Raw genomic sequence first — 26,206 nt, 5'->3', positions numbered from 1 at the left:
TGCGCCTTCTGCCTGCTACTCTGCGGTTCCACTTGACCACTTTGAGTAATCCCCAGGGGTGTGCGCGTGAAGGTCGCCTGTGTCGGAGGCGGGCCCGCCGGTCTGTATCTCTCGATCCTGCTGAAGCGTCAGGACCCGTCCCACGACATCACCGTCTACGAGCGCAACCCCGAGGGTTCGACCTACGGCTGGGGCGTGACGTACTGGAGTGGGCTGCTCGACCAACTCCGGGAGTACGACCCGGAGTCCGCGCAGGCCGTCGACGAGCACTCGGTGCGCTGGAGCGACGGCGTCGCCCGCATCCGGGACCTGACGACCACTCAACCCGGGGACGAGGGCCACGGCATCGGCCGCCACCGACTCCTCAAGATCCTCGCCGAACGGGCCCGATCCCTGGGCGTGCGGCTGGAGTTCGAGTGTGAGGTGACCGCTGACGACCTGCCTGACGCGGATTTGATCGTGGCCGCCGACGGCGTCAACAGCGCGCTGCGCGCCCGCCATGCCGACCACTTCGGCGCCGAACTCAAGCCCGGCCGCAACCAGTACATCTGGCTCGGCACCAGCAAGGTCTTCGGCTCCTTCACCTTCGCCTTCGTGGAGACCGACCACGGCTGGATCTGGTGCTACGGCTACGCGTTCGGCCCCGAGGGCAGCACCTGCGTCATCGAGTGCGCACCCGAGACCTGGACCGGGCTCGGCCTCGACACCGCGGCCGAGGCCGACGGACTCGCCCTGCTGGAGAAGCTGTTCGCCGACCTCCTCGACGGCCACTCCCTGATCGGCCGCGCCTCGGCCGACGGCAGCGCCCAGTGGCTGAACTTCCGCACCCTCACCAACCGCACCTGGCACCGCGGCAACCTCGTCCTGCTCGGCGACGCCGCCCACACCACCCACTACTCCATCGGTGCCGGCACCACCCTCGCCCTGGAGGACGCCATCGCGCTCGCGGACGCCCTGCGCGACCACACCGAGCTGCCGCAGGCCCTCGCCGCCTACGAACAGCGCCGTAGATCCGCCCTGTTGTCCATCCAGAGCGCGGCCCGCTACAGCGCCCAGTGGTACGAGAACCTCCAGCGCTACATCCACCTGCCCCCGCACCGCATGTTCGCCCTGCTCGGCCAGCGCCACTCACCCCTGCTGCCGTACGTCCCGCCGCAGGTCTACTACGGCATCGACAAGGCGGCCGGGCGGCTGGAGGCGCTGCGCCGGTTCAAGCGGTGGCTCGGGCCCAAGGTCGCGCGGACCGTGCACGCGCGGGCGCTCGCCTCCCGCAAGTAGGGCGCCCTCCGGGAGCGGTCCGGCTTCCGTGAGCGGCCTGGGGAGGTTGGGTGAATGACTATTCACCAGTTAGGGTGAATAGTCATTCACCTTCTTTTTTCATGCCAGCTGGAGTGCCCATGGGCCAGCCCGTCCCGATACCCGACCCGTCCGGCGCCCTCGCCGGGCGGACCCCCTTGCGGGACCGGCTCACCGTTCCGGTGCTGGCGTTCGGCGGGATCCTCATGGCGGTCATGCAGACCGTGGTCGTCCCCCTGCTGCCATCCCTGCCCCGGCTGACCCACTCCTCCGCGGGCGCCGTCTCCTGGATGGTCACCGCGACCCTGCTCTCCGGCGCCGTCCTCACCCCCGTGCTCGGCCGGGCCGGCGACATGTACGGCAAGCGACGGGTCCTCACGAGCGCCCTCGGCCTGATGACCGTGGGCTCGGTCATGTGCGCCCTGTCCTCCGACATCCGCGTCCTGATCTTCGCCCGCGCCCTGCAAGGCGCCGCGGCCGCCGTGGTCCCCCTGTCGATCAGCATCCTGCGCGACGAACTGCCCCCGGAGCGCCGGGGCAGCGCGGTGGCCCTGATGAGTTCCACGGTCGGTATCGGCGCCGCGCTCGGACTGCCGCTCGCGGCGCTGATCGTGCAGTACGCCAACTGGCACGTCATGTTCTGGGCGACCAGCGCGCTCGGCGCGATCGGCGTGTGGGGGATCTGGTGGGCGGTGCGCGAGTCGCCCGTCCGTTCGCCGGGCCGCTTCGACGTGCTCGGCGCGCTGGGACTCGCCGTAGGACTGGTGTGTCTGCTGCTCGGGGTGTCGCAGGGCGGCCAGTGGGGGTGGGGCAGCTCGCGCATCCTCGGGCTGTTCCTCGCCACGGTCGTCGTGTTCGGGCTGTGGTGGTGGCAGCAACTCCGCGTGGAACAGCCGCTGGTGGACCTGCGGTTGGTGTCCAGGCCAAGGGTGGGCCTGTCCCATGTGGCGGCCCTGCTGACCGGCTTCGCGTTCTACGCCAACTCCCTGGTCACCGCCCAGCTGGTGCAGGCGCCCAAGGCCACCGGGTACGGGCTCGGGCTGTCCATCGTCCAGACCGGCCTGTGCCTGCTGCCCGGCGGCATCACCATGCTGCTGCTCTCACCCGTCTCGGCCCGCATCTCGGCGGCCCGCGGCCCGCGCATCACGCTCGCCCTCGGCGCCGCGATCATCGCCCTCGGCTATGTGGTGCGCATCGCCGACAGCCGTGACCTGTGGACGATCATCCTCGGCGCGACGGTCGTGGCCACCGGCACCACCTTCGCCTACTCGGCGCTGCCCACCCTCATCCTGCGCGCCGTCCCGGCCGGCCAGACCGCGTCCGCGAACGGCGTCAACGTCCTGATGCGCACCATCGGCCAGGCCGTCTCCAGCGCCGTGGTCGCCGCCGTGCTGGTGCACCACACCAGCCTGGTCGGCGGGCTCCCGCTGCCCACGCTGCACGGATACCTGATGGCGTTCGGCATCGCGGGCGTGATCGCCCTGGTCGCGAGCGCGGCGGCCCTGACCATCCCGGGCGACCCCGCCCCTGAGGACAGGCGGCCCGCCCGCGAGGGTGCCGAGGGCGCGCGGGACGAGGCGTTGGAGGGAGCGTGAGTGCCGTGAGCACCACTCCACCCACCGCGTCCCCGCCCGCACGCCGGGACGCCGAGGCGACCAAGGCGGCCATCCTCAAGGCCGCCCGGTACCTCCTCGCGCGCAACGCGCACGCCGACATCACCCTCAAGGCCGTCGCCGAACGCGCCGGTGTCAGCGCGCCGTTGATCCTCAAGTACTTCGGCAACAAGGACGCCCTCTTCGCCCGCGTCATGTCCTTCGAGACCGACGTGGAGGACCTCCTCGACGCCCCGCTCGACGAACTCGGCCGCCACATGGTCCGGCACGTCCTGGTCAGCCAGCGAGAGCGCGGCGCCGACCCGCTGCTGCGCATCGCGTTCGCCCCCCTCCAGGGCGACCACGGCGACATCCTGCGCGTCAACTTCCGCGCCCAGGTGGTCGACCGCCTCGCCGAACGCCTCTCCGGCCCGGACACCGCCCTGCGCGCCGAACTCGCCGTCGCGACGATCCTCGGCCTCGGCGTCATGTACGGCATCGCCCGCGGCACCCGGCTGCGCGCGACCGCGACCGACATCATCGTGGACCGCTACGGACCCACTGTGCAGGCCCAGTTGACGCCCCGCTGAGCCAGGCCGTGTCCGCAGAGTCCCGCCTGCCTCGCGACGCCCGGCACGCACTCTCGCCGCACCGGACGAAAGCCCAAGTACGTCCAGTACGAGGGCTTCCGCCCGGCACGCCGAGAGCACGCACCGGACGCCGCGAGGCCCGCCCTTCGGGCGGATGACGGGACTTTGCGGACACGACCTAGCGCGCCCGGCGCCGCTCCGCCCGTGCGCGACGGTACTGCCGGACCAGGGCACGCAAGGAGGCGAGAGCGGCCGGACTCGCCCCGCGCCGCAGGAGCCTCCCGCCCTCGCGGCGCACCGCGCGGAGCCGCAGTTCCTGGACGGCGATCAGGGCGTCGAGAAACGGCCGGTACTCGGGCGCGACGAGCGCGGGAAGCCGACGGCCCTCCGTGAGCGTGGCCTCGGCGAGATCGGCCTGCTCCAGGACCAGCCGCTCCAACGCGGGCACACACGCCTCGGACCTGCTCCGCAGATCCTCGAACTTCAGCCCGTACCGGACCAGTTCGTCCTCCGGGATGCCGATACGGCCGTCCTCGGCGTCCTCCGCGAGATCGGCCAGGAAGTCGGCGCGCTGCAAGCCCTCGATCAGGGCCCGGCATCCCCGGACGTACGGATCGCCGGGTCCGGCGTCGGGGTCGGGCGCGAGCAGCGACGCGGTGAGCATCAGGGCGGGCAGCGCGTAACTGTCCACGTACGCCTGGAAGTCGGCCTCCGTAGCGAAGCCCGTCCAACTCGCCTCGACCGTGGCGCCGTCGAGGAAGGCCCGCACCCGGGCGGCCAGGTACGGGTGACGGCGCGTGCTGTCCCGGAGCGCCAACAGGGTGTCCTGGTCCGGCAGTTCACCGCGCTCAAGGGCCTCAGTGGTCTCGGCGTCCCAGGACGCGAGGGTCGCCGTACGGACGTCCACGGCACCGGTGTCGATCAGTTCGTCGGTCGCGTGCATGTAGGCCACCGCGGCGATGGCCGGCGGATGCAGTTCCGCCGGCAACAGCAGCCGTACCGCGGTGTATTCGTGCGGCGCGAACCTGCGGACGAGCCGGCGTTGGGCGTCGTAGGCACGCCGCAGTCGCGGATCGGTGATGCCCGCCTTCGTCAGTGCGGTGGACCAACTGCTCACGACTCTCCCCAGCTCAAGGACCCGGAGACAGCCTAGTCAGTCCTACCCGAACAGCCGGTCCAGGAAGGCGTTCCCGAACACCCCGTGCGGGTCCAGCCGGTCGAAGGTCCCCGCCGCCTGCCCCCACACCGACTCCCCGAACGAGCCCGGGATCGCCGTGCCCAGCACCTCCTCGTCGCTCCACGCGGCCTGCTCGGTGTAGGCCCAGCCCTTCGACCACTCGACCCGGGTCAGGGCGTCCGTACCGTCGTACGAGCGCAGCAGGAACTGCTCCAACTCCCGCAGGAACTCCTCCGCGTACGGCGTGCCGGGCAGCGTCAGGACGTCCAGCCAGACGGCCGTGTCCCATTCGGGGTGCTCGGTGCTCGGCCGCAGTGCGGACAGCAACGGGGTGCGGGCGCCGGTGAGTTCGGTGTCGGCGGGGTGGTCGAGGCCGGTCACGCGGATCTCGACGGTGCCGTTGACGGGGAAGCGGCCGAGCGCGGCGTACGCGGTGAGCCGTTCCTGGTAGAAGGCGGTGAACTCGTGGACCACGCGCTGCACTTGGGCCCGGGTGGTCAGCACCGCGTACCCGTTGGCGGTCTCCCGCAGGGTCGTCGGCTTGATGTAGAGCAGCGTGTTCTTCGACGGTCCCCAGATGTCCGCCGACAGCGTCGTCGTCAACCCGAGTGCGGCCACGTCGAGTTGGGCGTTGCCGAGCACCGGCGCCAGATACCACGCCGCATCGGACAGGATCCGCCCGACGAGATCCGCGACCAGGGTCGGCACGTTGTCGGAGAACGGGTAGTTGTACGGCGACGAGACGTGCCGTGAGGTCAGCGGCCGGGTCGGTTCGACGCTCCAGACCTTCAGCCAGGGGAACTCGGTGAACGCGAACCAGATCGCCTCGGCCCGCCCCGACGCGTCGAGGAAGCTCGCGAAGGTCCGCGCGCCGGACCCGGGCGCCGCGAACAGCTCGGTGGCCGGAATGTCCGTACGGCTCACGCAGCGCAGGTTGGCGTTGGCCCCGACCCGCAGTACGACCTCGGTGACCAGCGACCGCCCCAGATGTGTGAGCAGCGCGGCGCAGTCCGCCTCGTCGCGGGTGTAGGTCCGCAGGACGTACGCGCCGGAGTCCGTGTCCCACACCACCGCCGTCAGCGACAGCACCAGATTGCTGAGCGACCCGAACGTGTGCCCGGCCGTCCGTACCTCGCCGTTCGCCGGTACGGCCGTGCCGTGCGCGTCGATGGCCAGGGCGCCGCCGAGCGTCAGGTCGCCGGGCGCGGGCGAGGCGGTGAGACCGAGGCCGTGGCCCTCCAGGAACGTGAGCAGCGCCTCCAGGGTGACACCTGTACCGGCCCGCACGGCGGAGTCGGAGTCCAGGGTCAGGCCCGTGAGGTGTGGGGCGGTGTCGACCAGCAGCACCGGTGCCTCGGACGTCGTACCGGACTCGATCGTCAGGGGTGACCAGCCGTGCGAGGAGCCGCGGGCGCGGACCCCCCAGCCGTGCTGCCAGGCCCAGTTGACGACCGACACCACCTGGCCCGGGTCGGTCGGCGCGCATGCCCACAGGCCGTCGGCGGTGATCTCGCCGACCCAGTTCCGGTACGCCGAGCGGTAGAGGTCGACCTCGGCCGGGAAGTCGGGCAGCTCGGCCGCCGCGAGAGCCGGATCGGCCGTCAGGAGTACGGGTACGGCGGCCAGGGCGGCCGCGGAGAGAAGGAAGCCCCGACGGGTCCAGGGAGCGGAACTGCCGTTCCCGGACTGGAGGTTGTTCGCCACATGATCGGTCACGCGCACACGCTAGGTGCGCGTTGACACGAGTAGGCATCCTGTCGAACCGGTTCACTCGTGTGAGTGAAAGATTCACAGGTCACGGCCAGGAGGAGCCCGATCCGCGCATGTCAGTGGCGGATGACAGACTGACGGCATGGACGAACGTGTAATCGGCAGGTCGAATCAGCAGCTGTCCGTCGTCGGTCTCGGCACCTGGCAGCTGGGCGCCGACTGGGGAGACGTCGACGACAAGGAAGCCCTCGCCGTGCTGGAGGCGGCGGCGGAGTCGGGGGTGACCTTCTTCGACACGGCCGATGTGTACGGCGACGGGCGCAGCGAGCAGACCATCGCCACCTTCCTGAGCGGCCGGCCCGATCTGCATGTCCTGGTCGCGACGAAGATGGGCCGCCGCGTCGACCAGATCCCGGAGAACTACGTCCTCGACAACTTCCGCGCGTGGAACGACCGTTCGCGCCGCAACCTGGGCGTCGACCGCATCGACCTCGTGCAGCTGCACTGCCCGCCCACGCCGGTGTACTCCTCGGACGAGGTGTTCGACGCCCTCGACACCCTGGTCGCCGAGGAGCGCATCGCCCGGTACGGCGTCAGCGTCGAGACCTGCGAGGAAGCCCTCACCGCGATCGCCCGGCCGAACGTGACCAGCGTGCAGATCATCCTCAACGCCTTCCGCATGAAGCCCCTGCTCCAGGTGCTCCCGGCCGCGCAGGCTGCGGGCGTCGGCATCATCGCGCGCGTGCCGCTCGCGTCGGGCCTGCTGTCCGGCAAGTACACCAAGGACACGGTGTTCCCGGAGAACGACCACCGCACCTACAACCGGCACGGCGAGGCCTTCGACCAGGGCGAGACCTTCTCCGGCGTCGACTACGCGACGGGTGTCGAGGCCGCCGCCGAGTTCTCCGCGCTCGCCCCGGAGGGGTACACCCCGGCCCAGCTGGCCCTGCGCTGGATCATCGACCAGCCCGGCGTCACCTCGGTGATCCCCGGCGCCCGCTCACCCGAACAGGCCCGAGCCAACGCGTCCGCCGCCAAGCTGCCCGCCCTCTCCGAGGACACGCTCACCGCGATCCGGGACCTCTGCGACCGCCGGATCAAGGACCAGGTCGAGGGCCGCTGGTAGACCCCTGCCCCTGAACGGTTCTCCGTTTGAACGGTCGGCGGTCCGGTTACACGGACCGCATGACCGAGGAAGAGCGGCGGACGGGGCGCGACGAGTCCGAGGACGAGCGGGCGGACCGGATGTGGGCCGAGCTCATCCAGGAGGTCCGGGTCGCGCAGACCGGCGTACAGATCCTGTTCGGGTTCCTGCTCACCGTCGTCTTCACCCCGAAGTACGAGCAGTTGGAGCACGCGAACCAGGTGCTCTACCTCGTGACCGTCGTCCTCGGCGCCACCGCCACCGGCGCCCTGATCGGCCCGGTGTCCCTGCACCGCCTGGTCTCCGGCCGGAGCGTGAAACCCCAGGCGGTGCGCTGGGCGTCCCGGCTGACCTTCGTCGGCCTCGTCCTGCTGCTCGCCACGATGACCGCCGCGCTGTTGCTGGTCCTCCGGGTCGCCACCCACGACGCGTATGTGCCCTGGCTGGTCGCGGGGGTCGTCACCTGGTACCTGCTGTGCTGGTTCGTACTGCCCCTGTGGGCACGGCAGCGTGATACGACCCGATGACACCGAGCCGCGCCATCTGCCGGTCGTGCACCCGGCTCAGCACCAGCACCGAGACCGTGGCCCCGATCAGCGCGCAGAACATGTCCCACTGCGTGTCCCACACATCGCCCTGGGTGGCCAGGAAGGCGTCCGCGCTGTGCCCGCCGATCACGGCCGCCGCCCACTCGAACAACTCGAACAGGGCGCTGAAGGCGAGACACGCGCACACCGTGAGCGGCGCCAGCCAGCGGCTGCCGCGCAGGGGCGAGGTGCGGGTGAGCAACTCCCGTACCAGGACAGCCGGTACGAAGCCCTGCATGAGGTGGCCGAGACGGTCGTAGGGATTGCGGCTGAGCCCGAAGGTGTCACGGACCCAGTCGCCCGCCGGTACCTCCGCGTACGTGTAGTGGCCGCCGACGGCGAGGACCAGCGCGTGCGCGGCGAGCAGACAGCACAGCAGGCCGGTCAGGGGGAAGCGGCGCCAGGTCAGGACGATCACCGGGAGTCCGGCGAAGACCCACACGGTCTCCAGGAACCACGTCGTGCGGTCGTGCGGATGCCAGGCGGAGAGGGCCATGCCGACGACCACCAGCGCGACCATGGCGGCGGGCAGACGGCGCCGCGGCGCGGAAGCGGGAACGGACACGATGGGGCTCCCTTGTCGTGGGGAGCCCCATCGTGTCCGACGGCCGAAGTCGCTACATGAGTACGGCTACTCAGCCGGAGTGGTGGTCTTGCGCAGCGCGTTCAGGCAGCTGTCGATGGCCTGCTGGAGCTCCTCCAGACGCTGGACCATGTCGTCCTCGTAGAAGTCCTGGGCGTCGTCGAAGGTCAGCTCCTCGAACGCCTTCGTGGCCTTCTGCAGGCTGCTGTAGAACTTCGTGCGCTTCTCCTGGACGCGCAGTTCGGGGTCGGCCTCGACCGCCTCGACGACCAGGTTCTTCATGGTGTCGTAGGCCTCGGTGGCCCACCCGCCGGTGTCCTCGCCGTCCTCCAGCTCGTCGAGGAGCGAGAGGTGCCGTTCGGCCTCCTGGCGCAGGTCGACGGGCGCGTCGACGGTCTGGCCCGCCGGGGTCTTGATCTGGCCCGACTCGGCGATCTGTCGGACGTATCCGATCCTGTCCGCCGACCGGCTCTCCGTCGCGACGGCCTTCTTCAGGTCGTCCGTGCGTACGACGTCCCGGGCCAGCTCGGACTGGAGCTCCGGGTCCTCGCGGACGCGGTCCAGCAGCGCCTGCCGGGCGGCCCGTGCGGTGGACGGGTCGGCGAGGATCGCGGCGCGCAGCGCGGTCGGGTTCTCCGCGACCTCCAGCGCCTTGGTGGGGCGGATGCCCTCGGCTTCGGCGGCCTCCGTGATGGCGGTGCCGCGCTCGGAGGTGGCGCTGGAACGGGAGACGTAGTAGTTCAACCACACGTCGGCGTCCGGGAGTTCGACCTCCTGGCCGGGGGCCAGCTCCTCGAAGTGCGGGACGAGACCGTCGTCGGCGGCCCGGTCCCAGGCCTTGTAGTAACGCATGACACGCTCGGGGGAGCAGTCGGCGAGTTCGGCGAACTCCTTCGCGGACACCTTCGGCGTCTCGTCCGCGCTCTGCCCGCCGGGCCGGACGCTGCGCGCCACCTTGAGGCCGAACGCCCAGCCGCCGGTGCGGGCGTAGGCTCCGAACTCGTGCGCGTCCCGGGCGACGAGGCCGGCGTCGTCGAGGGCGGTGAAAGACGTCTCGGCCTGGTCGATCACTACGGTCAAGGCGGACTCTCCTGGGCTTGTGATGAGGCACGGTGCGAACAGGCAGCCTATATCCACCCATTGCCGTTGGTTTGAGTGCCCGGCCCTCGCGTCGCCGTCAGTGCCGTCAGTTCGACTCCCGCCGGAAGGTCTTGAAGAAGGTCTGCAACGCCTGGCGGTTGGCCGCGTCGTTCCATTCGTCGGCGGGCGTCGTCCACCGTAGCGAGAAACTGCGCCCGCCGCCGATCAGGAAACCGCGCCCGAGCGTGCGCACCCGGTCGTCGCCGGTGCCGGAGAACCACTCCAGGTCGGCCGCCTTGTCGCCCTGGAACGTCGTGGCCTGGATGTCGCCGATCTGCTGGAAGCCCTCAGTCTGCTTGAGCCCCGGCAGGACGTCGTCACGCCATACGGCGACCGGGTCCGGGCCCGCCTGTGTGCTGTACGTCACGGCCAGCGTGCGCGGGTCGCCCGTCGCGCCGAAGGTGACGCGGTAGGCGTCGGACACCTGTTGGGTCTCCACCACCTTCCAGCCCTTCGGCAGCGCGACGGAGAAGCCCTGCGGCGCCTTGAACACGCGGAAGCCGGCCGGCAGCGCCGAGGCGGTGGGGGAGGGGGACGCGGTGACGGAGGGCGAGGGCGAGGGCGACGCGGAAGCGGACGGGGAGGCGGGGGACGTGGGCGACGGCGTGGGGGACGGGGAGTAGGCGTGGCCGTCCACGTTCTCGCCGGGGGCGCTGACCGATGCGGACGCGGACGGCAAGGGGGAGGGCTCGGTCGTGGCTGAGGTCTGAGTGCCGGGCAGTTGGTGGGTGGCGGCCAGGACGGCGACCGTGACGGTGCCGACGGCGAGGGCGGTCCCGGCGGCCATGCCCCGGCCGCTCCAGGTGGTCCCCGCCCCGCGCACGGCGTCGTAGGCCCTCCGCAGGCGGGGCAGCGGAACCGGCTCGCGGTCGGCGTACGGGTCGTCGTTGAGGATGCGGGTGAGGGACTCGCGGACCACCGGGCGGGTCAGCCGCTCCCGGGAGTTCTTGCGCAGCAGCCCCTGCACGACCTGCGCCAGCGGCCCGGCGCGCGACGGGCCGCGCATCGGGAGCCGGTCCACGCCCTTCATGGTCGCCTCGGGGCGGCCCCGGTCGCGGAACGGCGGGTGTCCCTCGACCAGCGTGTAGAGGATCGCGCCCAGCGCCCACAAGTCGGCGGCGGGACCGATGCGTTCGTCCCGTGCCTGTTCGGGGGAGGCGTACGACGGTGCCGTGATCCGCGGGGCGAGGGTGGCGCCCGCGAGTCCGAAGCCGGTGAGGACGACACCGCCCTGATCCCGCACGAACACCTGGCCGGGGCTGAGTTCGCCGTGGGTGATGCCCTCGCTGTGCGCCGCCTCCAGGATGTCGAGCAGTTCGAGTCCGATGCGGGCCGCTCGTACGTAGTGGAACGTGCCCTGCTGGGCGAGGACTTGGCCCAGCGGCGTGCCGTCGATCCAGTCGGTGACGGTCCACAGCGTGCCGGCCTCCTCGACGGCGTCGACGACCGGGGCGACCCGGGTGGGGCAGAGCAGCACCATGACGTCGGTGGTGCGCCGGATGCCGGCGGTGATCCGCCCGGCGCTCTCCGCGTCCGGGGCGAAGGGGAGGGCCACCTCCGTGAGGAGGCAGGGCTGTTCGGCGATCATGTCCTCGCCGTACCAGGAGACGCGGTTGGTCTCGCGGTGCGCGACCTCCATGGGCCGGTATCTGCCGGCGACCGACTCGTGTACGGAGACGTGCGTCTCGACCATGGCCATCCCTCGCTGAACCCCGGGCTCTCACCTTTCCCAGAAGTACGGTGGGTGTGATGGGCTGCGTTCAATGGAAGCCCAATTCCCCGGTGTTTCTTGCCTTTTATTCAACGGTGGCGAGCAGGTGTGCGAGAAAACCGAGTCGCTGGGGAGGTCCCAGGTCGGCGCTCGTGTCCCGGGGCGGGTGAATTCGCCCCGGGGGCTTCCGTGGCGGAATATCGGCGCCCTACCTGGTGGTAACCGGCGGTAAACGCAGGCGTGAAGACCACGAATACGCCGGTGTTTGTCGACAACGTAGTCAAGGGAATCTGTCAACGAGTCCGTCAACGATCCTGTGGACGAAGGGAGTTGACGCGAAGTCAGCGCAACCCGAAGCCCTCCGACCAGGCCGCGATCTCCCCGACCGTCGCGTTGCCCCCGCAGACCACGAGGCCGAGCCGGGCGCCGTCGCCGACCCGCTCCAGCACCTGCCGGGCGGCGGGCAGCAGACAGCCCGCGGCGGGCTCGGTCCACACCTTGGCATGCTCGGCGAGGTCGAGACACCCTTGCACGGCGTCCCGGTCCGGGACGGTCAGCACCTCGGTGACGAGGGCCGACACGTGGTCGTACGTCAGCTGCGACACGGCCGGCGCGCTGAGCGTGGTCACGATCGACGACGGCGTGACCGACACCGGGCCGCCCGCCGTGAGCGCCGCGGACATGGCCTCGGCGCCCTCGGTCTCCACGCCCCAGACCCGGATCCCGGGCCGCCGGGCGTGCAGGGCGGCGGCGACGCCGGCGATCAGGCCACCGCCGCCGATGCTGACCAGGACGTCGGTGAGTTCACCCGCGTCCTGTGCGAACTCCAGCCCGACCGTGCCCTGCCCGGCGATCACCACCGGGTCGTCGAACGGGTGGACCAGGGTCAGCCCCTCGTCCCGCAACCGGTTCACCAGCTCGAACGCGCTCGGCATGTCGTCGGTCAGCCGCAGCGACGCGCCCGCCGCCTCCACCAGAGCGACGGACCGCGCCGGCGCCGAACGCGGCATGACCACCGTCGCCTTCACATCGAGCGCCGCCGCCATGACCGCGAGCGCGATCCCGTGATTGCCGCCGCTGACCGCGACCACTCCGGCCGCCAACTCGCCCTCGCTCAGCGACAGCAGCTTCGCCGTCGCCCCGCGCGCCTTGAAGGAACCGGTGCGCTGCAACAGCTCCAGCTTCGTCGTGACCGGGACACCGAGCAGCTCGGAGAGCCCGAAGCTCTCCAGGGTCGGGGTGCGTACGACGTGTCCGGCGATCCGCTCGGCGGCGGCTTCGATCTCCGAGATGCCGATCAAGGCAGTCATCCTTCCGGCACGGGGACAGGTGACCCGTGCCGGTTCGACCCTGACGCGGAAAGGACGCGCAGGTCAACACGTTTCAGTCCTCAGTGCTGCTGCGCCTTCTGCGGGGTCTCCTCGCTGGGGCGTACGACGACGAACCCCTCGCCCTGGAGCATGAGTTGGACGGCCTCGCCGGAACCGCCGCGCAGCATCGAGCCGATGGACTGCGAACGGTGCAGCGAGGTCTGGAGATGGGCCGACCAGCCGACCACCGCGTCCGTGTCGACGAACACCGGATACTGCGGCGAGACCGGTATGACCAGCGGGTTGCCCTCGCAGACCAGACCCAGCTTGCCCTGCCCGGTGAAGACACTGTTGAAGAGACCCCCGCCCGCGATGCCGGAACCCTTCACCGTCTTGATCGCGTACGACAACGAGGCGTCGAAACACAGCACGTTGCGGCCGTTGACCGTGAACTCGTCACCGGGGTCGATCTCGACCACGAAACAGTTCTGCGCCTCGTGCGCGAACCACGCCTCACCCTGGCCGCGCACCGCCATCAACGGCAGCCCCTCACCGGTGACGGCGCGCTTGAGCATGCCGCCCACGCCCTGGCCCTTGCGCTCGAACTGGAGGTTGCCGCGGTAGGCGATCATCGCCCCCTGGCGGGCGAGCATCTCGCCGTTGACCGCGTACCTGATGCACTTGGCATTCTCGACTGTCATGCCCGGCGCGGTGGCCGGCTGCACCATGTGCTCACTGGAAAACAGATCACCCTTCATGCGGGCATCCTGTCCCGGAAGATCTCATTCCGACAAGATCGCGGACGGGACGACCGTCCCGCGAGGTCAGGCGCCGAAGAGCTGCGTCCAGTACGTCCCCGTCTGTCCACCGCCCGCGAAGCCGATGCCGATGTGGGTGAAGTCCGGCTTGAGGATGTTGGCGCGATGGCCGGGGCTGTTCATCCACCCCTCCACGACCTCGGCGGCCGACCGCTGACCGCAGGCGATGTTCTCGCCGATCGTGCGCCTGCGCGAACCCGCGGCGGCGGCCCGGTCCCAGGGCTGCGAGCCGTCGGGGGAGGTGTGCGAGTAGAAGGCACGGACCACCATGTCGGTGCTGTGCGCCTGCGCGGCGGCGGCGAGCAGGGGGTCTACGGCGAGTGCGCGCAGCCCGGCCCTGGCGCGCTCCGCGTTGGTCAGCTCGACGACCTCCGCCGCCGTACGGGCCAGGTTGCCGGCGGTGAGCGGCGTTGCCCACAACGCCGTCCAGTAGACGTCACCGGAGCGGGGGTCGACGGCCTGGGCGAAGCCCGCGTGCGTGAAGTCCCGTTCCAGCAGCGTCCGGCGGGCCTTCTCGGTACGCAGGCAGTAGTCGACGAAATCGGCGGGGGTGCGCGGCCCGGAGACCAGATGCTCGCCGATGATGAGGTAGGTGTAACCGGCTTGGGTGACGCGCTGGTACACGGAGGTGCCGTCGCGGCTCTCGGTGCTTAGGTGTCCGGCGGCGGCCATGTCGGAGGCGTGGGCTTGTGCCGCGGAGGTGAGCCGGTGGTCGAGGGCGACGGGCGGTGAACCGGCGTTGGCGCGGGCCGAGTTGGCGAGGGTGAGGAAGCCGGTGGGGTCGGTGGCCGGCGAGGTGGGGGAGGGCGAGTTGAAGTGGGGGCCGGTTGAGGGTGTCGACCGAGGTGCGGGTATGAAGGCCGATCGCACAGCGGCAGGAGCAGGAGTCGCGTCCTCGACGAGGTCCACGCCGAAGTCCCGCGCGATCCCGGCGAGTCCATCGGCGTAGCCCTGTCCCAGCGCGCGCAGCTTCCAGCCGGTGCCACGTCGATACAGCTCGGCCAGGAGCAGGACGGTTTCCCGCTGGGGGCGTGACGGGGTGAAGCGGGTGAGGGGTTGGCCACCGGGGTTGGTCACGTGGAGGGTCGGTGCGGGCAGGCGGCCCAAGGGGGTGCCGGGATCGGCGGGACTGATGACGACGGTGACCCGCGCGGCGCCGGGGCGCAGGCGGGCCGGGTCGATGGTCAGGGTGTCGTCCCGCAACCGCGCTCCGGGTGCCGTCGGTTGGTTGTAGAACACGAAGTCCGCGTCGCCGCCGACCTTGCCGCTCTCGTCGGTGATCAGTGCCGACACGTCGAAGGGACCGGGCACCCACAGGGTCAGGGCGCCGCCCGGAAGGGGCAGATTGCCGCCCGGCACCAGCTCGTTCATGGCACCGCCCTCGCTGCTCGTGCCCGGTGGGGGACTTCCCCGAGGGCCTTCCTCGGTGGGGGACTTCGTCCTCCACTCAACGTCCCGCCAGGGCGCGAGGGTTCCCACGTGAGGAGGCGGGGGCGGGAGGGCGATGCAGCTCACCCCCCACCCCCACCGCGTCCTCAGTCCCGTGCCACCCCCGGTGCGATGTCCTCGTAGGCCACGTTCCGTTCGGTGACGTAGGAGCCTCGGCCCGTGAGCGGCGAGCTCTGGATCGCCTTCGTCCGCTTGCCGCAGAACGCCGATTCCAGGGTGCGCGCCATCGTGTTCAGGACCGTGCCGTTGTTGGAGGTGTTGGCCAGGGCGGTGAGGCTGCGGCGGCCGTCCTTCGAGGTGAAGGAGTAGGTGTAGAAACCCTGGACCGCGCCCGTGTGGCCGTACACCGAGACACCGCAGGACAGATCGCGGCGCCGTAGCCCGAGGCCGTAGCGCGTGGTGCTGTTGACCGGGATCCACCGCTCCATCTGCGCGAGCTGGGCGGCGGAGGTGAGCCTGCCGCCGAGCAGGGCGGAGAAGAAGGTGTTCAGGTCGTGGGTGGTCGAGATGACCGCGCCCGCGCTCTGCGCCCAGGAGACCGTCTGGTTCGTGGCGTCGACGAGCTGTGCGCCCGCGCGGTCCGGGGTGAGATAGCCGTGGGCGTACCGGCCCGGGATCTTCGTGGCCGGGTGGACGTAGAAGGTGTCGCGCAGCTTGAGCGGCTTGATGATGCGGTCGCGGTACTCGGTGCCCACGGAGTGGCCCGTCAGCTTCTCGATGAGCATCCCGGCGACGACGAAGTTGGTGTTCGAGTACGAGTAGGCGGCGCCCGGCGCGTTGGTGCGCGCGTGCTTGAGGGACAGCTGCACCAGCTGGCGGTACGTGAAGACCTTGTCGCGTACGGCCTCGAAGCCGGAGACCGAGCTGGCGAACATGGAGTTCGTGTAGTCGTACAGGCCGCTGCGGTGGCTCAGGACGTGGCGCACAGTGATGCGCTGGTCGGGCAGCAGTCCGGGCAGGTAGTGGTCGACCGAGGCGTCCAGGTTCAGCTTGTGGGCGTCGGCCAGTTGGAGCAGGACGACGGCCGAGAACGACTTGGTGATGCTGCCGATGCGGAAGCGGTCGGCGTTGCCGATGGCCCGGCGTGTCGTGCGGTCGTCGATGCCCGCGGCGGCCGTGTGGACGGTGCCGTGGTCGTCGATGCGGGCGATCGCCCCGGGCGCGCCCTGTGCCGTCAGCGTGCGCAGGACGGCACGGAGGCTCGCCATGTCGGGGGCGGGAAGTCCCGCCGCGTCGGGGGCCGGAAGCGGTGCTGTGCTGCTGGTTCGCGTGGTGTCCGACTCGTGGGTCGCGGCATGCGCCGGTACCGCCGCGAGCGTCAGCAGTGCCGCCGCCGACGCCGTGGCCCTGCGCACCGTTCTTGAGACCATCCGGTTCTCTCCCGTTTTCTCGGTATGCGAGATCGATCACAGTGGCGCGAGGCAACCTTCTCGCGTCCCGTCACATCTCCACAGCTGGCGCACAGTTGGTCATTCGTTGATCACTGAGCGATACGGATTTGCCAAGTATTGCCATGAAAGCCTCGAAAACCGTTCATTTCGGCTTTACATGTACATGGTGGATGCGTGAGGGTTTCGGTTCGGGGCCCGACCAGCCCCGTGGGCGCGTTCAACCGCGCCCTGTCTCAAGGCGGTTGGTGATCCCGGCCGCCTTCGTACGGAGGAGCCCTCATCCATGCGTGGACCCCACATACGCAGCCTGGCGGTCGCCGTCGCCGTGACGACGGCCGCCACGGGGCTGGCCGGCACGGCCTTCGCGGGACCGGCCACCGGGACGGACCGTGCGACGGCCTCGACCGACACCGGCACCAGTGCCGCGTCCGTCGTCACGGCCGCGCGTGCCGCAGCGTTCGCGCACGCGTCGGCGACCGGTGTCACGCGGGGCGACGGACTCCGGGCCCAGGACGTGATGATCGATCCCGAGGGCGCACGGCATGTGCGGTTCATACGCACGCACCAGGGCATGCCGGTCCTCGGCGGCGACCTCGTCGTCCATCTGTCCCACAGCCTGGCCTACACCGGTGTGACCCGGGCGGCCGAGCAGAGCGTCAGACCCGCCACCACGCAGGCCAGGCTGACGCCCGGTCAGGCCGAGGCGAAGGCCGCCGCCGTCGGCAAGGGTGACGCGGGCACCGCCCACCTCGTGGTGGACGCCCGGGACGGGGGAGCCGCCCTCGCCTACCAGATACCCGTGAGCGACAGCAGCACCGCCGAGGCCACCGGCACCCGGACCGTCGTCGTCGACGCCGTCACCGGCAAGGTCCGCAGCAACACCCCCGACAGCGACGAGTTCCTCTCGCCCAAGCTGCTCGACACCCTGCGCGAGCGCGGCGAGACCCTGGACCCGGCGACCGGTACCGCCGTAGAGCCGAGGTCCCTCGCGGCAGCCGCCGCGAGCCGCGCGGTCCACTACCCGGTCACCGCCTCGGGCACCGGCACCTCCCTCTTCGTCGGCAAGGTGCCGCTGACCACCACCCGCACGGCACGCACCAGTTACCTCCTCAAGGACCCGACGCGCTGGGGCACCGAGACCCGCGACGCCAAGGGGAAGGAACTGGAGAACTTCGCGCAGGGCAAGAAGTTCACCAGCACCACCGACAAGTGGGGCAACGGCGCGGTCTCACACCGCGACAGCGCCGCCGTCGACGCCCAGTACGGCATCACCAAGACGCTGGACTTCTACAAGAAGACCTTCGGCCGCAAGGGCATAGCGAACAACGGCAAGGCCGCCCGCGGCATGGTCCACTTCGGCGACAAGGTGGCCAACGCCTTCTGGGACTCGACCTGCGGCTGCATGCTCTACGGCGACGGCGACGGGGACATGTTCAAGAAGCCGCTCGTCGTCCTCGACGTCACCGGCCACGAACTCACCCACGGCGTCGTGGACGCCACCGCCAAACTGGAGCCCACCCGCGTCGACGCGGACGGCAACCAGTACGGCGAGGCCGGCTCGCTGAACGAGTCCCTCGCGGACATCTTCGGCTCCAACGTCGAGTTCAGCGCCAACAACGCGAAGAACCCGCCGAACTACCTGATCGGCGAGAAGCTCGGCCTCGCCCAGAAGTTCCTGCGCCGCCTCGACCACCCCTCCCTGGACAAGCTGGAGGGCACGATCGACTACTGGTCGCCGCAGACGTACGACGCCGAGGTGCACGCCGGCTCCGGGGTCTCCTCGCACGCGTACTACCTCCTCGCGGAGGGCAGCGGCAGCAAGACGATCGGCGGTTTCGCCTACGACTCGCCCACCTACGACGGTTCGACGGTCACCGGCATCGGACGCACCAAGGCCACGGCGATCTTCTACCGCGCGCTCACCCGCTACATGGTGTCCACCACCGACTTCCACGACGCGCGCCTCGCGACGCTGAAGGCCGCGGCGGACCTCTACGGCGCGAACAGCACGGCGTACAAGACCGTCGACCAGGCCTGGGCCGCCGTGAACGTCACGGTCGCCAACACCCCTGCCGCCAGGCACTGATGACCGTCCGGGTGCCCTGCCACGAGCGGGGCACCCGGACGCCCGGCCTCGGCCCGCTGCTTGCCGACCTCCTCAGATCCACTGCTTCTCGACCTCCTCGGACACCGTGAACACGGCCTCGCAGGAAGGGCAACTGGCCTTCCCGAACACGTACGTCAACGCCGTCGCGACCTCCGTCTGCCCGAACGCGACCGCCTCCCCGTGCAGCCGCGCACCGATGCCGTCGAGCAGGTCGGGCGTGGCGGGTACGAGTTCCGTGCGCCCCTCCGTGGCCTCCTTGTCGGCGCCGGTCACATAGTCGCCAGCCGAGGTGAAGACACCGTACGAACCGAACGCGACGAACAGGCCCTCCTCGCACTCGGGGCACTCCAGGTCGTACTCCTCGCTGTTCACCCCCTCCAGCGCCTCGGCCCACACCCCGCCGTCGTCCTCGAAGGCGAGCACGGCCATCTGGAGATAGACGAAGGTGTGCGCGTCCTGCCCCGGGTCGGCGCGCAACACCCTTGCCACATCCAGCAGTTGGGCTATCTCGCGCGCGTGCCGCGCACGGCACTCCTCGTCCGGGTCCGTGGTGATCAGCCCGGCCATCGTGACCGCCTGTATCGCCCCGCCCGGCGCCCGGCCGAGCGCGATGTCGGTGAGCACGGGCATCGCCGCCCAGCTCGCGTCGTACACCGAGCCCTGGTGGCACAGCGAGCCCCACAGCTCCTGCCACACGTCCTCGTCCTCGGCGCCCCCGAGGCGCGCGAACAGGCCCGGGATGTTCTCGGCGCTGCCGTAGGCGTGGGTCAGCTCGGACCAATCGATCGTCGTCATACGGCGATTGTGCCGCCCGGCACTGACAATCGGGCCTCGGCAGGCATCAGCTCCGCTCAGGCGACTCACAACTTGGCTTCGACCAATCCTGCTTCTTTTATTGACGACGGAAAAGAAGGGATCTAGGTTCCCGCCATGCGCTCGATCCCCCGTACCGAGTCGTTCCCGGCCCACACGCCGGCCGTCTCACAGGTCTTCACGACCGTGCTGTCCCACGGCCCCCTCACCCGACTTGAGGTGGCCCGCCGGGCGGGGCTGTCTGCGGCCGCCGTGACCAAGGCGGTCCGGCCGCTGATGGAGGCCGGGTACCTGGCGGAGGGCGCCGACCAGGACGCGCCCCCGGCGCTCGGGCGGCCCGCCAACCTCGTCCGGGTCGACGGCGGACGGGCGTTGTTCATCGGGGTCAAGGTGACCGGCGACGAGATCATCGGCGTCCTCGCCGACCTGTGCTGCCGCATCCGCGTCGCCCGCCATGTGCCGCTGACCGACCACGACCCCAAGGCGGTACTGGCGTCCATCGCGGACCTGGCCCAGGAACTCCGCACCGAGGCGGACGACTTGGGCATCCAGGTGCTCGGCCTCGGCCTCGCGGTCTCCGGGGACGTGGACCGCGGCGAAGGGGTCGTCCGCTACTCGCCGTTCCTGGAGTGGCGTGACGTACCTCTGGCCGAACTGGCCGCCATGACAACGGGGTTGCCAGTCACCGTCGACAACGACGTACGCGCGCTGACCGTCGCCGAGCAGTGGTTCGGCGCCGGCGCGGGTCTCACGGACTTCGCCGTGGTGACCGTCGGCGCCGGCATCGGCTGCGGACTCGTCGTGCACGGCCAGGTCGTCGCGGGCGCCCACGGGGTGGCCGGGGAGATCGGGCACGTGGTCGTCGACCCCGCCGGCCCCCTGTGCCACTGCGGCAACCGCGGCTGCGTCGAGGCGATCGCCGGGGACGCCGCGATCGTCGCCCGTATCCGCGAGGTCACCGGCGTCCAAGTCGCCGACACCGCCGAGGCGTTGGCCCTCGCCCACCGGGGCGACGCCGGAGCGCGCGAGGTGTACGCGCGGGCCGGTGAGGCCATCGGCCGGGGCATCGCGACCGTGGTCAACCTGTTCGGCCCCGAACGCGTGATCATCTCCGGCGAGGGCCTGGCCGCCTACGACCTGTTCGCCGAGCAGATCCGCGACTCCTTCGCCGCCGCCGCCTTCGGCTCCGCCGCCCGGTGTGACGTACACACCCGTCCCCTGCCCTTCGACGAGTGGGCGCGCGGAGCCGCGGCCACCGCGATCCAGTCCTTCATCCGAGCCGCCGACTAGCCCGCACGCCCCACGCACCCACGCCCCCCTCTATGCCCGCCACACTCCTACCCGCACGAGGAGCCCGACGATGTACTCCCTCACGCCCGTCCGTGCCCTGAGAGCCACGGTGGTCCTGGCCCTCACCGCAGGCTTCGCCACCTACCTCCCCGCCGCGCAGGCGGCCACCCCCACGGCGGACACCGCCACGGCTGTCGCGGCCAAGCCCTATATGGGCTGGTCGAGTTGGAGCATGCAGTCGTCCAAGTACCCGGGCCTCAACCCGGACGGCGACTACAGCTACCTCACCGAGGCGAACGTCACCAAGCAGACGGACGCGCTGGCCTCAAAGTTGAAGAAGTACGGCTACAACTACGTGAATATCGACGCCGGTTGGTGGCGCGCCAACGACTGGACGCCGGAGTACGACCAGTACGGCCGCCAGAAGGCTGATCCGAAACGTTTCCCCAGCGGCATGAAGGCCGTCGCCGACCGCATCCACTCCAAGGGCCTCAAGGCCGGCATCTACCTGCCGGCGGGCCTGGAGAAGGAGGCCTACAACGACGGCAAGACGCCCATCTGGAACGCCGACGGCTGCACCACCGCCGACATCGTCTACAGCGACCTGCGCACCACCAACGGCTGGGACAGCTCGTACAAGCTCGACTTCTCGCGGCCCTGCACCCAGAAGTACATTGACTCGCAGGCCCAGTTGATCGCCGACTGGGGCTACGACTTCCTCAAGCTCGACGGTGTCGGCCCGGGGTCCGGAAAGAGCGGCGACCAATACGACAACGTTGCCGATGTGGCCGCCTGGAACAAGGCCATCACCGCCGTCGGACGCCCCATCCACCTGGAACTCTCCTGGTCCCTGGACTACGGGCACGCCGCCGACTGGAAGAAGTACTCCAACGGCTGGCGCATCGACACCGACGTCGAGTGCTACTGCAACACCCTTGTCAGCTGGGAGAACTCGGTCGACGACCGCTGGGACGACACCCCGGCCTGGACCGGCCAGGCAGGCCCCGGCGGCTGGAACGACCTCGACTCCCTCGACGTCGGCAGCGGCGCCATGGACGGCCTGACCAAGGCGGAACGCCAGAGCTACGCGACCCTCTGGGCCGTGGCCAAGTCCCCGCTCTTCACCGGCGACGACCTCACCCGCCTCGACGACTACGGCCTCTCGCTGCTCACCAACCGTGAGGTCATCGGCGTCGACCAGAGCGACGCACCGCCCGCGCGCCCGGTCACCCCGTCCGACGCCCAGCAGGTGTGGGCCGCGAAGAACCCCAACGGCACCTACACCGTCGCCCTGTTCAACCTCGCCGACGCCCCCGCCGCCGTCTCCGCGAACTGGACGACCCTCGGCTTCACCGGCAAGGCCGCCGTCCGTGACCTCTGGAACCACGAGGACCTCGGCAACTTCACCGGCAAGGTGACCGAGGCCCTGCCCGCCCACGGCTCCCGCCTCTTCACCGTCACCCCGCACGGCAGCGCCGTCACCACGACCGCCTACGAGGCCGAGGCGACCACCAACACCCTCTCCGGCAACGCCAACATCGCCGACTGCTCGGCCTGCTCCGGCGGCAAGAAGGTCGGCAACCTCTACGTCGGCGGCAAGCTCACCGTCAACAACGTCGTCGTCGCCAAGGCCGGCACCTACCAGGTGAAGGTCGCCTACGTCAGCGGCGACTCCCGCTCGGCGAGCATCTCCTCCAACGGCAACGCCGCCACCAGCCACAAGTTCCCGTCCACCGGCGACTGGGGGACCGTCGGGACGGTCAGCGTGCCGGTGACCCTGAAGGCGGGCGCCAACACGATCACCTTCGACAGCGGTTCGGGCTACGCGCCGGACATCGACCGCATCGACGTCCCCACGTCGGCCTGACCGAGCCACCAGGAGCCGCAATGAACCCCGAACCGTCCCCCCTGCTGCCCAGACGCGACCTGCTCGCCCTCGCCACCGCGACCGGCGCCCTGGCCGCCCTCCCGACCTTCACCGCCTCGGCCGCACCGCAGCGCCCCGACGCCTCGGCCGACGACAACTCGGCCTACGGCGGCAGCGGTTCGCCCAACACGCTGTGGTGGCAGGCCCCCGCCGGCGACACCTCGATGATCGAACAGGGTCTGCCCGTCGGCAACGGCCGCCTCGGCGCCCTCGCGAGCAACGACTCGGGCCACGAGGTTCTTCTCGTCACCGACGCCACCATGTGGACCGGCGGCCTGAACGACACGCTCGACTCCGACGGCCAATTCCCTTACGGCCGAGCCGACTTCGGGTCCCTGACCCTGCTCGCCAAGCTCACGGTGGACATCCCCGACCACGACCTGGGCGCCGTCTCCGGCTACCGCCGCACCCTCGACCTCGACCGGGGCGTGGTGGGCGCCTCCTACGTCCGCTCGGGGGTGACGTACCAGCGGGAGATCTTCTCCAGCCGCCCCGACGACGCGATCGTCCTCCACTTCAGCCAGAACGGGGGCGGACGCTACACCGGCACGGTCACGCTGGAGGGGACGCACGGCGAGGCCGCCGCGACCTCCTTCGGCGCCACGTTCGCCAACGGCCTGAAGTACGGGGCCGCCGTCACCGCCTACGGCAGCGGCGGCCGGGTCACGGTCAGCGGCGCGAACATCACCTTCTCCGGCTGCAAGGACCTGACCGTCGTGGTCAGCGGCGGCACCAACTACGCGCCGGACCCCGCCCACGGCTACCGCGACCCCAAGGCCGACCCGCAGAAGCTCGCCCGCACCAAGGTCCGTGCCGCCGCCGGGTACTCGGCCGACACCTTGCTGCGCACCCATGTCGCCGACCACCGCGCGGCCTTCGGGACGTTCGGCCTCTCGCTCGGCGAGTCGACCGCCGACCAGCGCGCCCTCGACACCTGGGAGCGCATCCAGCTGCGCGCCACGAGCGGCGAGCCCGACCCCGAACTCGAAGCCGCCTACGTGCAGTTCGGCCGCTACCTCATGGTCGCCGCATCGCGTGGCAGCCTGCCCATGGGCCTCCAGGGAGTGTGGCTGGACGGCAACGACCCGGACTGGATGGGCGACTACCACACCGACATCAACATCCAGATGAACTACTGGATGGCCGACCGGGTGGGCCTGTCCTCGTGCTTCGACGCGTTCACCGACTACTGCGTCACCCAGGTGAAGGACTGGACCGAGCTGACCGGCAGGCTGTTCCAGGACTCCCGCAACCGGTTCCGCAACACCAGCGGGAAGGTCGCCGGCTGGACCGTCGCCTTCTCCACCAACCCCTATGGCGGGCTCGGCTGGTGGTGGCACCCGGCGGGCAACGCCTGGCTGAGCAACAGCCTCTGGGAGCACTACGAGTTCACGCACTCCCGCACCCACCTGGAGAAGATCTACCCCCTCCTCAAGGGCGCCTGCGAGTTCTGGGAGGCACGGCTGGTCACCACCACCCTGGACAACGGCAAGGAGGTACTGGTCGCGGACCACGACTGGTCGCCCGAGCAGGGTCCGCAGGACGCCAGGGGCAACACCTACGCCCAGGAAGTGGTGTGGACCCTCTTCGGCAACTACGCCACCGCTTCGGCGGAGTTGAAGCGGGACAGCGGGTACGCGAGCACGATCTCGGGACTACGCAGGCGTCTGTACCTGCCCGAGGTGAGCCCGAAGTCCGGCTGGCTGGAGGAGTGGATGTCGCCCGACAACCTCGGCGAGACCACCCACCGCCACCTGTCCCCGCTGATCAACCTGTTCCCCGGCGACCGGATCCGTCCCGACGGCTCCACCCCGAAGGACATCGTCGACGGCGCCACCGCCCTGCTCACCGCGCGCGGCATGAACAACTTCGGCTGGGCCAACGCCTGGCGCAGCCTGTGCTGGTCGCGTCTCAAGAACGCCGACAACGCCTACCAGTTGGTCGTCAACAACCTCCGCCCGTCCGAGAACGGCACCAACGGCACCGCCTTCAACCTCTTCGACATCTACGAGGTGGAACAGGGCCGCGGTATCTTCCAGATCGAGGCCAACTTCGGCACCCCGGCGGCCGTGACCGAGATGCTCCTGTACTCCCGCCCCGGCCATCTGGAACTCCTGCCGGCCCTCCCGGACGCCTGGGCCGAGTCCGGCTCGATCACAGGGGCCGGCGCCCGCGGCGGCTTCGTCGTCGACCTGCGCTGGAAGAACGGCAAGCCCACCGAGGTGAAGCTCCGCAGCGTCGGCGGTCGCACCACGACCGTCGCCCACGGTGGAACGACCCGCACCGTGACCGTCAAGCCGGGCGGATCCGTCACGTTGAGGGACTTCGCCCGGTGAGCGCCGGACGGGCACGACTGCGCCGCACGGCCGCACTGCTCCTGCTCGCCGCCGCCTTCCAGGCCGGACCCGCACACGCACAACCGCAAGCACAACCGCACACGCAGACACAGGTGAAGGCCTTGAACGACTCGAAGGGCGTCATCACCTGGGGAGCGAGCGCCGACCACCTGGGCGACGGCGTCGCCGACCGCAGCTACCGGCTGATCGTCCACACCAGCGTGGCGGGCACCGATCTGCGGATCCGGCTCTCCAACGCCTTCGGTGACCGGCCGCTGACCTTCGACGACGTCTACGCCGGTGTGCAACAGTCGGGGGCCGCGCTCGTCCCCGGCTCCAACCGGCGGCTCACCTTCGGCGGCGCCAAGTCGGTCACGATCCCCGCGGGCGAGGTCGTCTACAGCGACCCGCTGTCCGGCAAGGTGCCCGCCGCGACCAACCTCGTGGTCAGCATCCACACCCCGGACGCGGCGGGCCCGGCGACCGGCCACGGCATGGCCATGCAGACGTCGTACGCCACACAGGGCGACCACACCGGCGAGGAAGGCGCCACCGCGTGGACGGACACCACCGGATCCTGGTACTACCTCGACGCCGTCTCCGTACGGCCGAAAGCGGGCATCGGTGCCGTGGTCACGCTCGGCGACTCCATCACGGACGGCTGGGCGTCCACGTCGGACCTCAACCGGCGCTGGCCCGACTACCTCGCCCGACGCCTCCAGCGTGCCGACACGGCCGTCAAGGGAGTGGCCAACGAAGGGATCTCCGGCAACAAGGTCCTCGCAGACGGCGCCGGGCAGAGCGCCCTGAACCGGTTGCAGCGAGACGTGTTGTCCCAGCCGGGTGTCCGCACCGTGTTCCTCTTCGAGGGTGTCAACGACATCAAGGCCCACTCCGGCGTCACCGCCCAGGACATGATCGCGGGCTACCGCGAGATCATCGAGCGGGCGCACGCGGCCGGGAAGTGTGTCGTCGGCGCCACGGTCGGCCCGTTCAAGGGCTGGTCCGAATGGGACCCGGCGGCCGAGGCCCTACGCCAGGATGTCAACCAATTCATCCGCGACAGTGGGGAGTTCGACGCCGTCACCGACTTCGACCACATCCTCCGCAGCCCCTACGACCATGAGAGGATCCTCCCCTTCTTCGACGGCGGCGACCATCTGCACCCCAATGACAAGGGGATGGCGGCCATGGCCGACGCGGTCGACCTCAAGAGCCTCGACTGCGGGAAATGA

20 protein-coding genes are annotated in these 26,206 nt (G+C 70.4%); 10 read left to right on the top strand and 10 right to left on the bottom strand.

The features are described 5' to 3' along the window. Positions 1-66: 66 nt before the first annotated feature. The 3 genes from OG496_RS05485 (at position 67) to OG496_RS05475 (ending at position 3,478) form a co-directional block, all read left to right on the top strand. The gene (locus OG496_RS05485; protein WP_405969824.1) at positions 67-1,278 is read left to right on the top strand and encodes an FAD-dependent monooxygenase; all 1,212 of its coding nucleotides are present in this window, start codon (positions 67-69) and stop codon (positions 1,276-1,278) included. A gap of 119 nt (positions 1,279-1,397) precedes the next feature. Beyond that, a complete protein-coding gene (locus OG496_RS05480) occupies positions 1,398-2,891 on the top strand; it encodes an MFS transporter (protein ID WP_405969823.1) in 1,494 nt (497 codons plus the stop codon). Next, positions 2,888-3,478, top strand: coding sequence for a TetR family transcriptional regulator (locus OG496_RS05475; protein WP_405969822.1), 591 nt, complete (start codon positions 2,888-2,890; stop codon positions 3,476-3,478). The genes OG496_RS05480 and OG496_RS05475 overlap by 4 nt, the downstream gene beginning before the upstream one ends. Before the next feature lie 178 nt (positions 3,479-3,656). Here OG496_RS05475 and OG496_RS05470 read toward each other — a convergent pair whose 3' ends face one another. Continuing rightward, positions 3,657-4,595, bottom strand: a complete 939-nt coding sequence (locus OG496_RS05470; protein WP_405969821.1) for a squalene/phytoene synthase family protein — start codon at positions 4,593-4,595, stop codon at positions 3,657-3,659. Positions 4,596-4,637: 42 nt separating this feature from the next. Continuing rightward, a complete protein-coding gene (locus tag OG496_RS05465) occupies positions 4,638-6,371 on the bottom strand; it encodes a cholesterol oxidase substrate-binding domain-containing protein (RefSeq protein WP_405969820.1) in 1,734 nt (577 codons plus the stop codon). 136 nt (positions 6,372-6,507) lie between these two features. Here OG496_RS05465 and OG496_RS05460 point away from each other — a divergent pair, with 136 nt between their 5' ends. Beyond that, the gene (locus OG496_RS05460; protein WP_405969819.1) at positions 6,508-7,491 is read left to right on the top strand and encodes an aldo/keto reductase; all 984 of its coding nucleotides are present in this window, start codon (positions 6,508-6,510) and stop codon (positions 7,489-7,491) included. A 59-nt stretch (positions 7,492-7,550) separates the two neighbouring features. Beyond that, positions 7,551-8,036: a DUF6328 family protein gene (locus OG496_RS05455; RefSeq protein WP_405969818.1), complete on the top strand. Its 486-nt coding sequence runs from the start codon at positions 7,551-7,553 to the stop codon at positions 8,034-8,036. On the opposite strand, the gene OG496_RS05450 is transcribed toward OG496_RS05455, so the two are convergent. From OG496_RS05450 to OG496_RS05420, 7 genes are all read right to left on the bottom strand, one after another. Beyond that, the gene (locus OG496_RS05450) at positions 7,969-8,616 is read right to left on the bottom strand and encodes a DUF2238 domain-containing protein (RefSeq protein WP_405976565.1); all 648 of its coding nucleotides are present in this window, start codon (positions 8,614-8,616) and stop codon (positions 7,969-7,971) included. The genes OG496_RS05455 and OG496_RS05450 overlap by 68 nt on opposite strands. A 111-nt stretch (positions 8,617-8,727) precedes the next feature. Further along, positions 8,728-9,750, bottom strand: a complete 1,023-nt coding sequence (locus OG496_RS05445) for a hypothetical protein (protein ID WP_405976564.1) — start codon at positions 9,748-9,750, stop codon at positions 8,728-8,730. A gap of 115 nt (positions 9,751-9,865) precedes the next feature. After that, on the bottom strand, positions 9,866-11,518 hold the full coding sequence (locus tag OG496_RS05440) for a protein kinase domain-containing protein (protein WP_405969817.1): 1,653 nt from the start codon (positions 11,516-11,518) through the stop codon (positions 9,866-9,868). 353 nt (positions 11,519-11,871) lie between these two features. Then, on the bottom strand, positions 11,872-12,831 hold the full coding sequence (locus OG496_RS05435; protein WP_405969816.1) for a threonine/serine dehydratase: 960 nt from the start codon (positions 12,829-12,831) through the stop codon (positions 11,872-11,874). A gap of 89 nt (positions 12,832-12,920) precedes the next feature. After that, a complete protein-coding gene (locus tag OG496_RS05430) occupies positions 12,921-13,598 on the bottom strand; it encodes an AIM24 family protein (protein ID WP_329352489.1) in 678 nt (225 codons plus the stop codon). A gap of 66 nt (positions 13,599-13,664) precedes the next feature. Further along, the gene (locus OG496_RS05425; protein WP_405969815.1) at positions 13,665-15,029 is read right to left on the bottom strand and encodes a CAP domain-containing protein; all 1,365 of its coding nucleotides are present in this window, start codon (positions 15,027-15,029) and stop codon (positions 13,665-13,667) included. A 164-nt stretch (positions 15,030-15,193) separates the two neighbouring features. Next, positions 15,194-16,477 (bottom strand): serine hydrolase domain-containing protein, encoded by a 1,284-nt coding sequence (locus tag OG496_RS05420; protein WP_405969814.1) that lies wholly within the window; start codon positions 16,475-16,477, stop codon positions 15,194-15,196. Positions 16,478-16,781: 304 nt separating this feature from the next. Between OG496_RS05420 and OG496_RS05415 the strand changes: the two genes are divergently transcribed. Then, positions 16,782-18,584, top strand: a complete 1,803-nt coding sequence (locus OG496_RS05415; protein WP_405969813.1) for a M4 family metallopeptidase — start codon at positions 16,782-16,784, stop codon at positions 18,582-18,584. A gap of 72 nt (positions 18,585-18,656) precedes the next feature. On the opposite strand, the gene OG496_RS05410 is transcribed toward OG496_RS05415, so the two are convergent. Further along, positions 18,657-19,400: a hypothetical protein gene (locus OG496_RS05410; protein WP_405969812.1), complete on the bottom strand. Its 744-nt coding sequence runs from the start codon at positions 19,398-19,400 to the stop codon at positions 18,657-18,659. Between the two features lie 135 nt (positions 19,401-19,535). Here OG496_RS05410 and OG496_RS05405 point away from each other — a divergent pair, with 135 nt between their 5' ends. From OG496_RS05405 to OG496_RS05390, 4 genes are all read left to right on the top strand, one after another. After that, positions 19,536-20,708, top strand: a complete 1,173-nt coding sequence (locus tag OG496_RS05405) for an ROK family transcriptional regulator (protein ID WP_366492374.1) — start codon at positions 19,536-19,538, stop codon at positions 20,706-20,708. A 70-nt stretch (positions 20,709-20,778) separates the two neighbouring features. Next, positions 20,779-22,575: a CBM35 domain-containing protein gene (locus tag OG496_RS05400; protein ID WP_366492375.1), complete on the top strand. Its 1,797-nt coding sequence runs from the start codon at positions 20,779-20,781 to the stop codon at positions 22,573-22,575. A gap of 20 nt (positions 22,576-22,595) precedes the next feature. Continuing rightward, positions 22,596-24,971, top strand: coding sequence for a glycosyl hydrolase family 95 catalytic domain-containing protein (locus OG496_RS05395; RefSeq protein WP_405969811.1), 2,376 nt, complete (start codon positions 22,596-22,598; stop codon positions 24,969-24,971). Next, positions 24,968-26,206, top strand: coding sequence for an SGNH/GDSL hydrolase family protein (locus OG496_RS05390; protein WP_405969810.1), 1,239 nt, complete (start codon positions 24,968-24,970; stop codon positions 26,204-26,206). The genes OG496_RS05395 and OG496_RS05390 overlap by 4 nt, the downstream gene beginning before the upstream one ends.

Origin of the sequence: Streptomyces sp. NBC_00988, assembly GCF_045162645.1 — a bacterium.
In the GTDB taxonomy this organism is placed as follows: domain Bacteria; phylum Actinomycetota; class Actinomycetes; order Streptomycetales; family Streptomycetaceae; genus Streptomyces.
The sequence above is the reverse complement of the archived record's forward strand: the minus strand, read 5'-3'. Positions and strand labels throughout refer to the sequence as shown.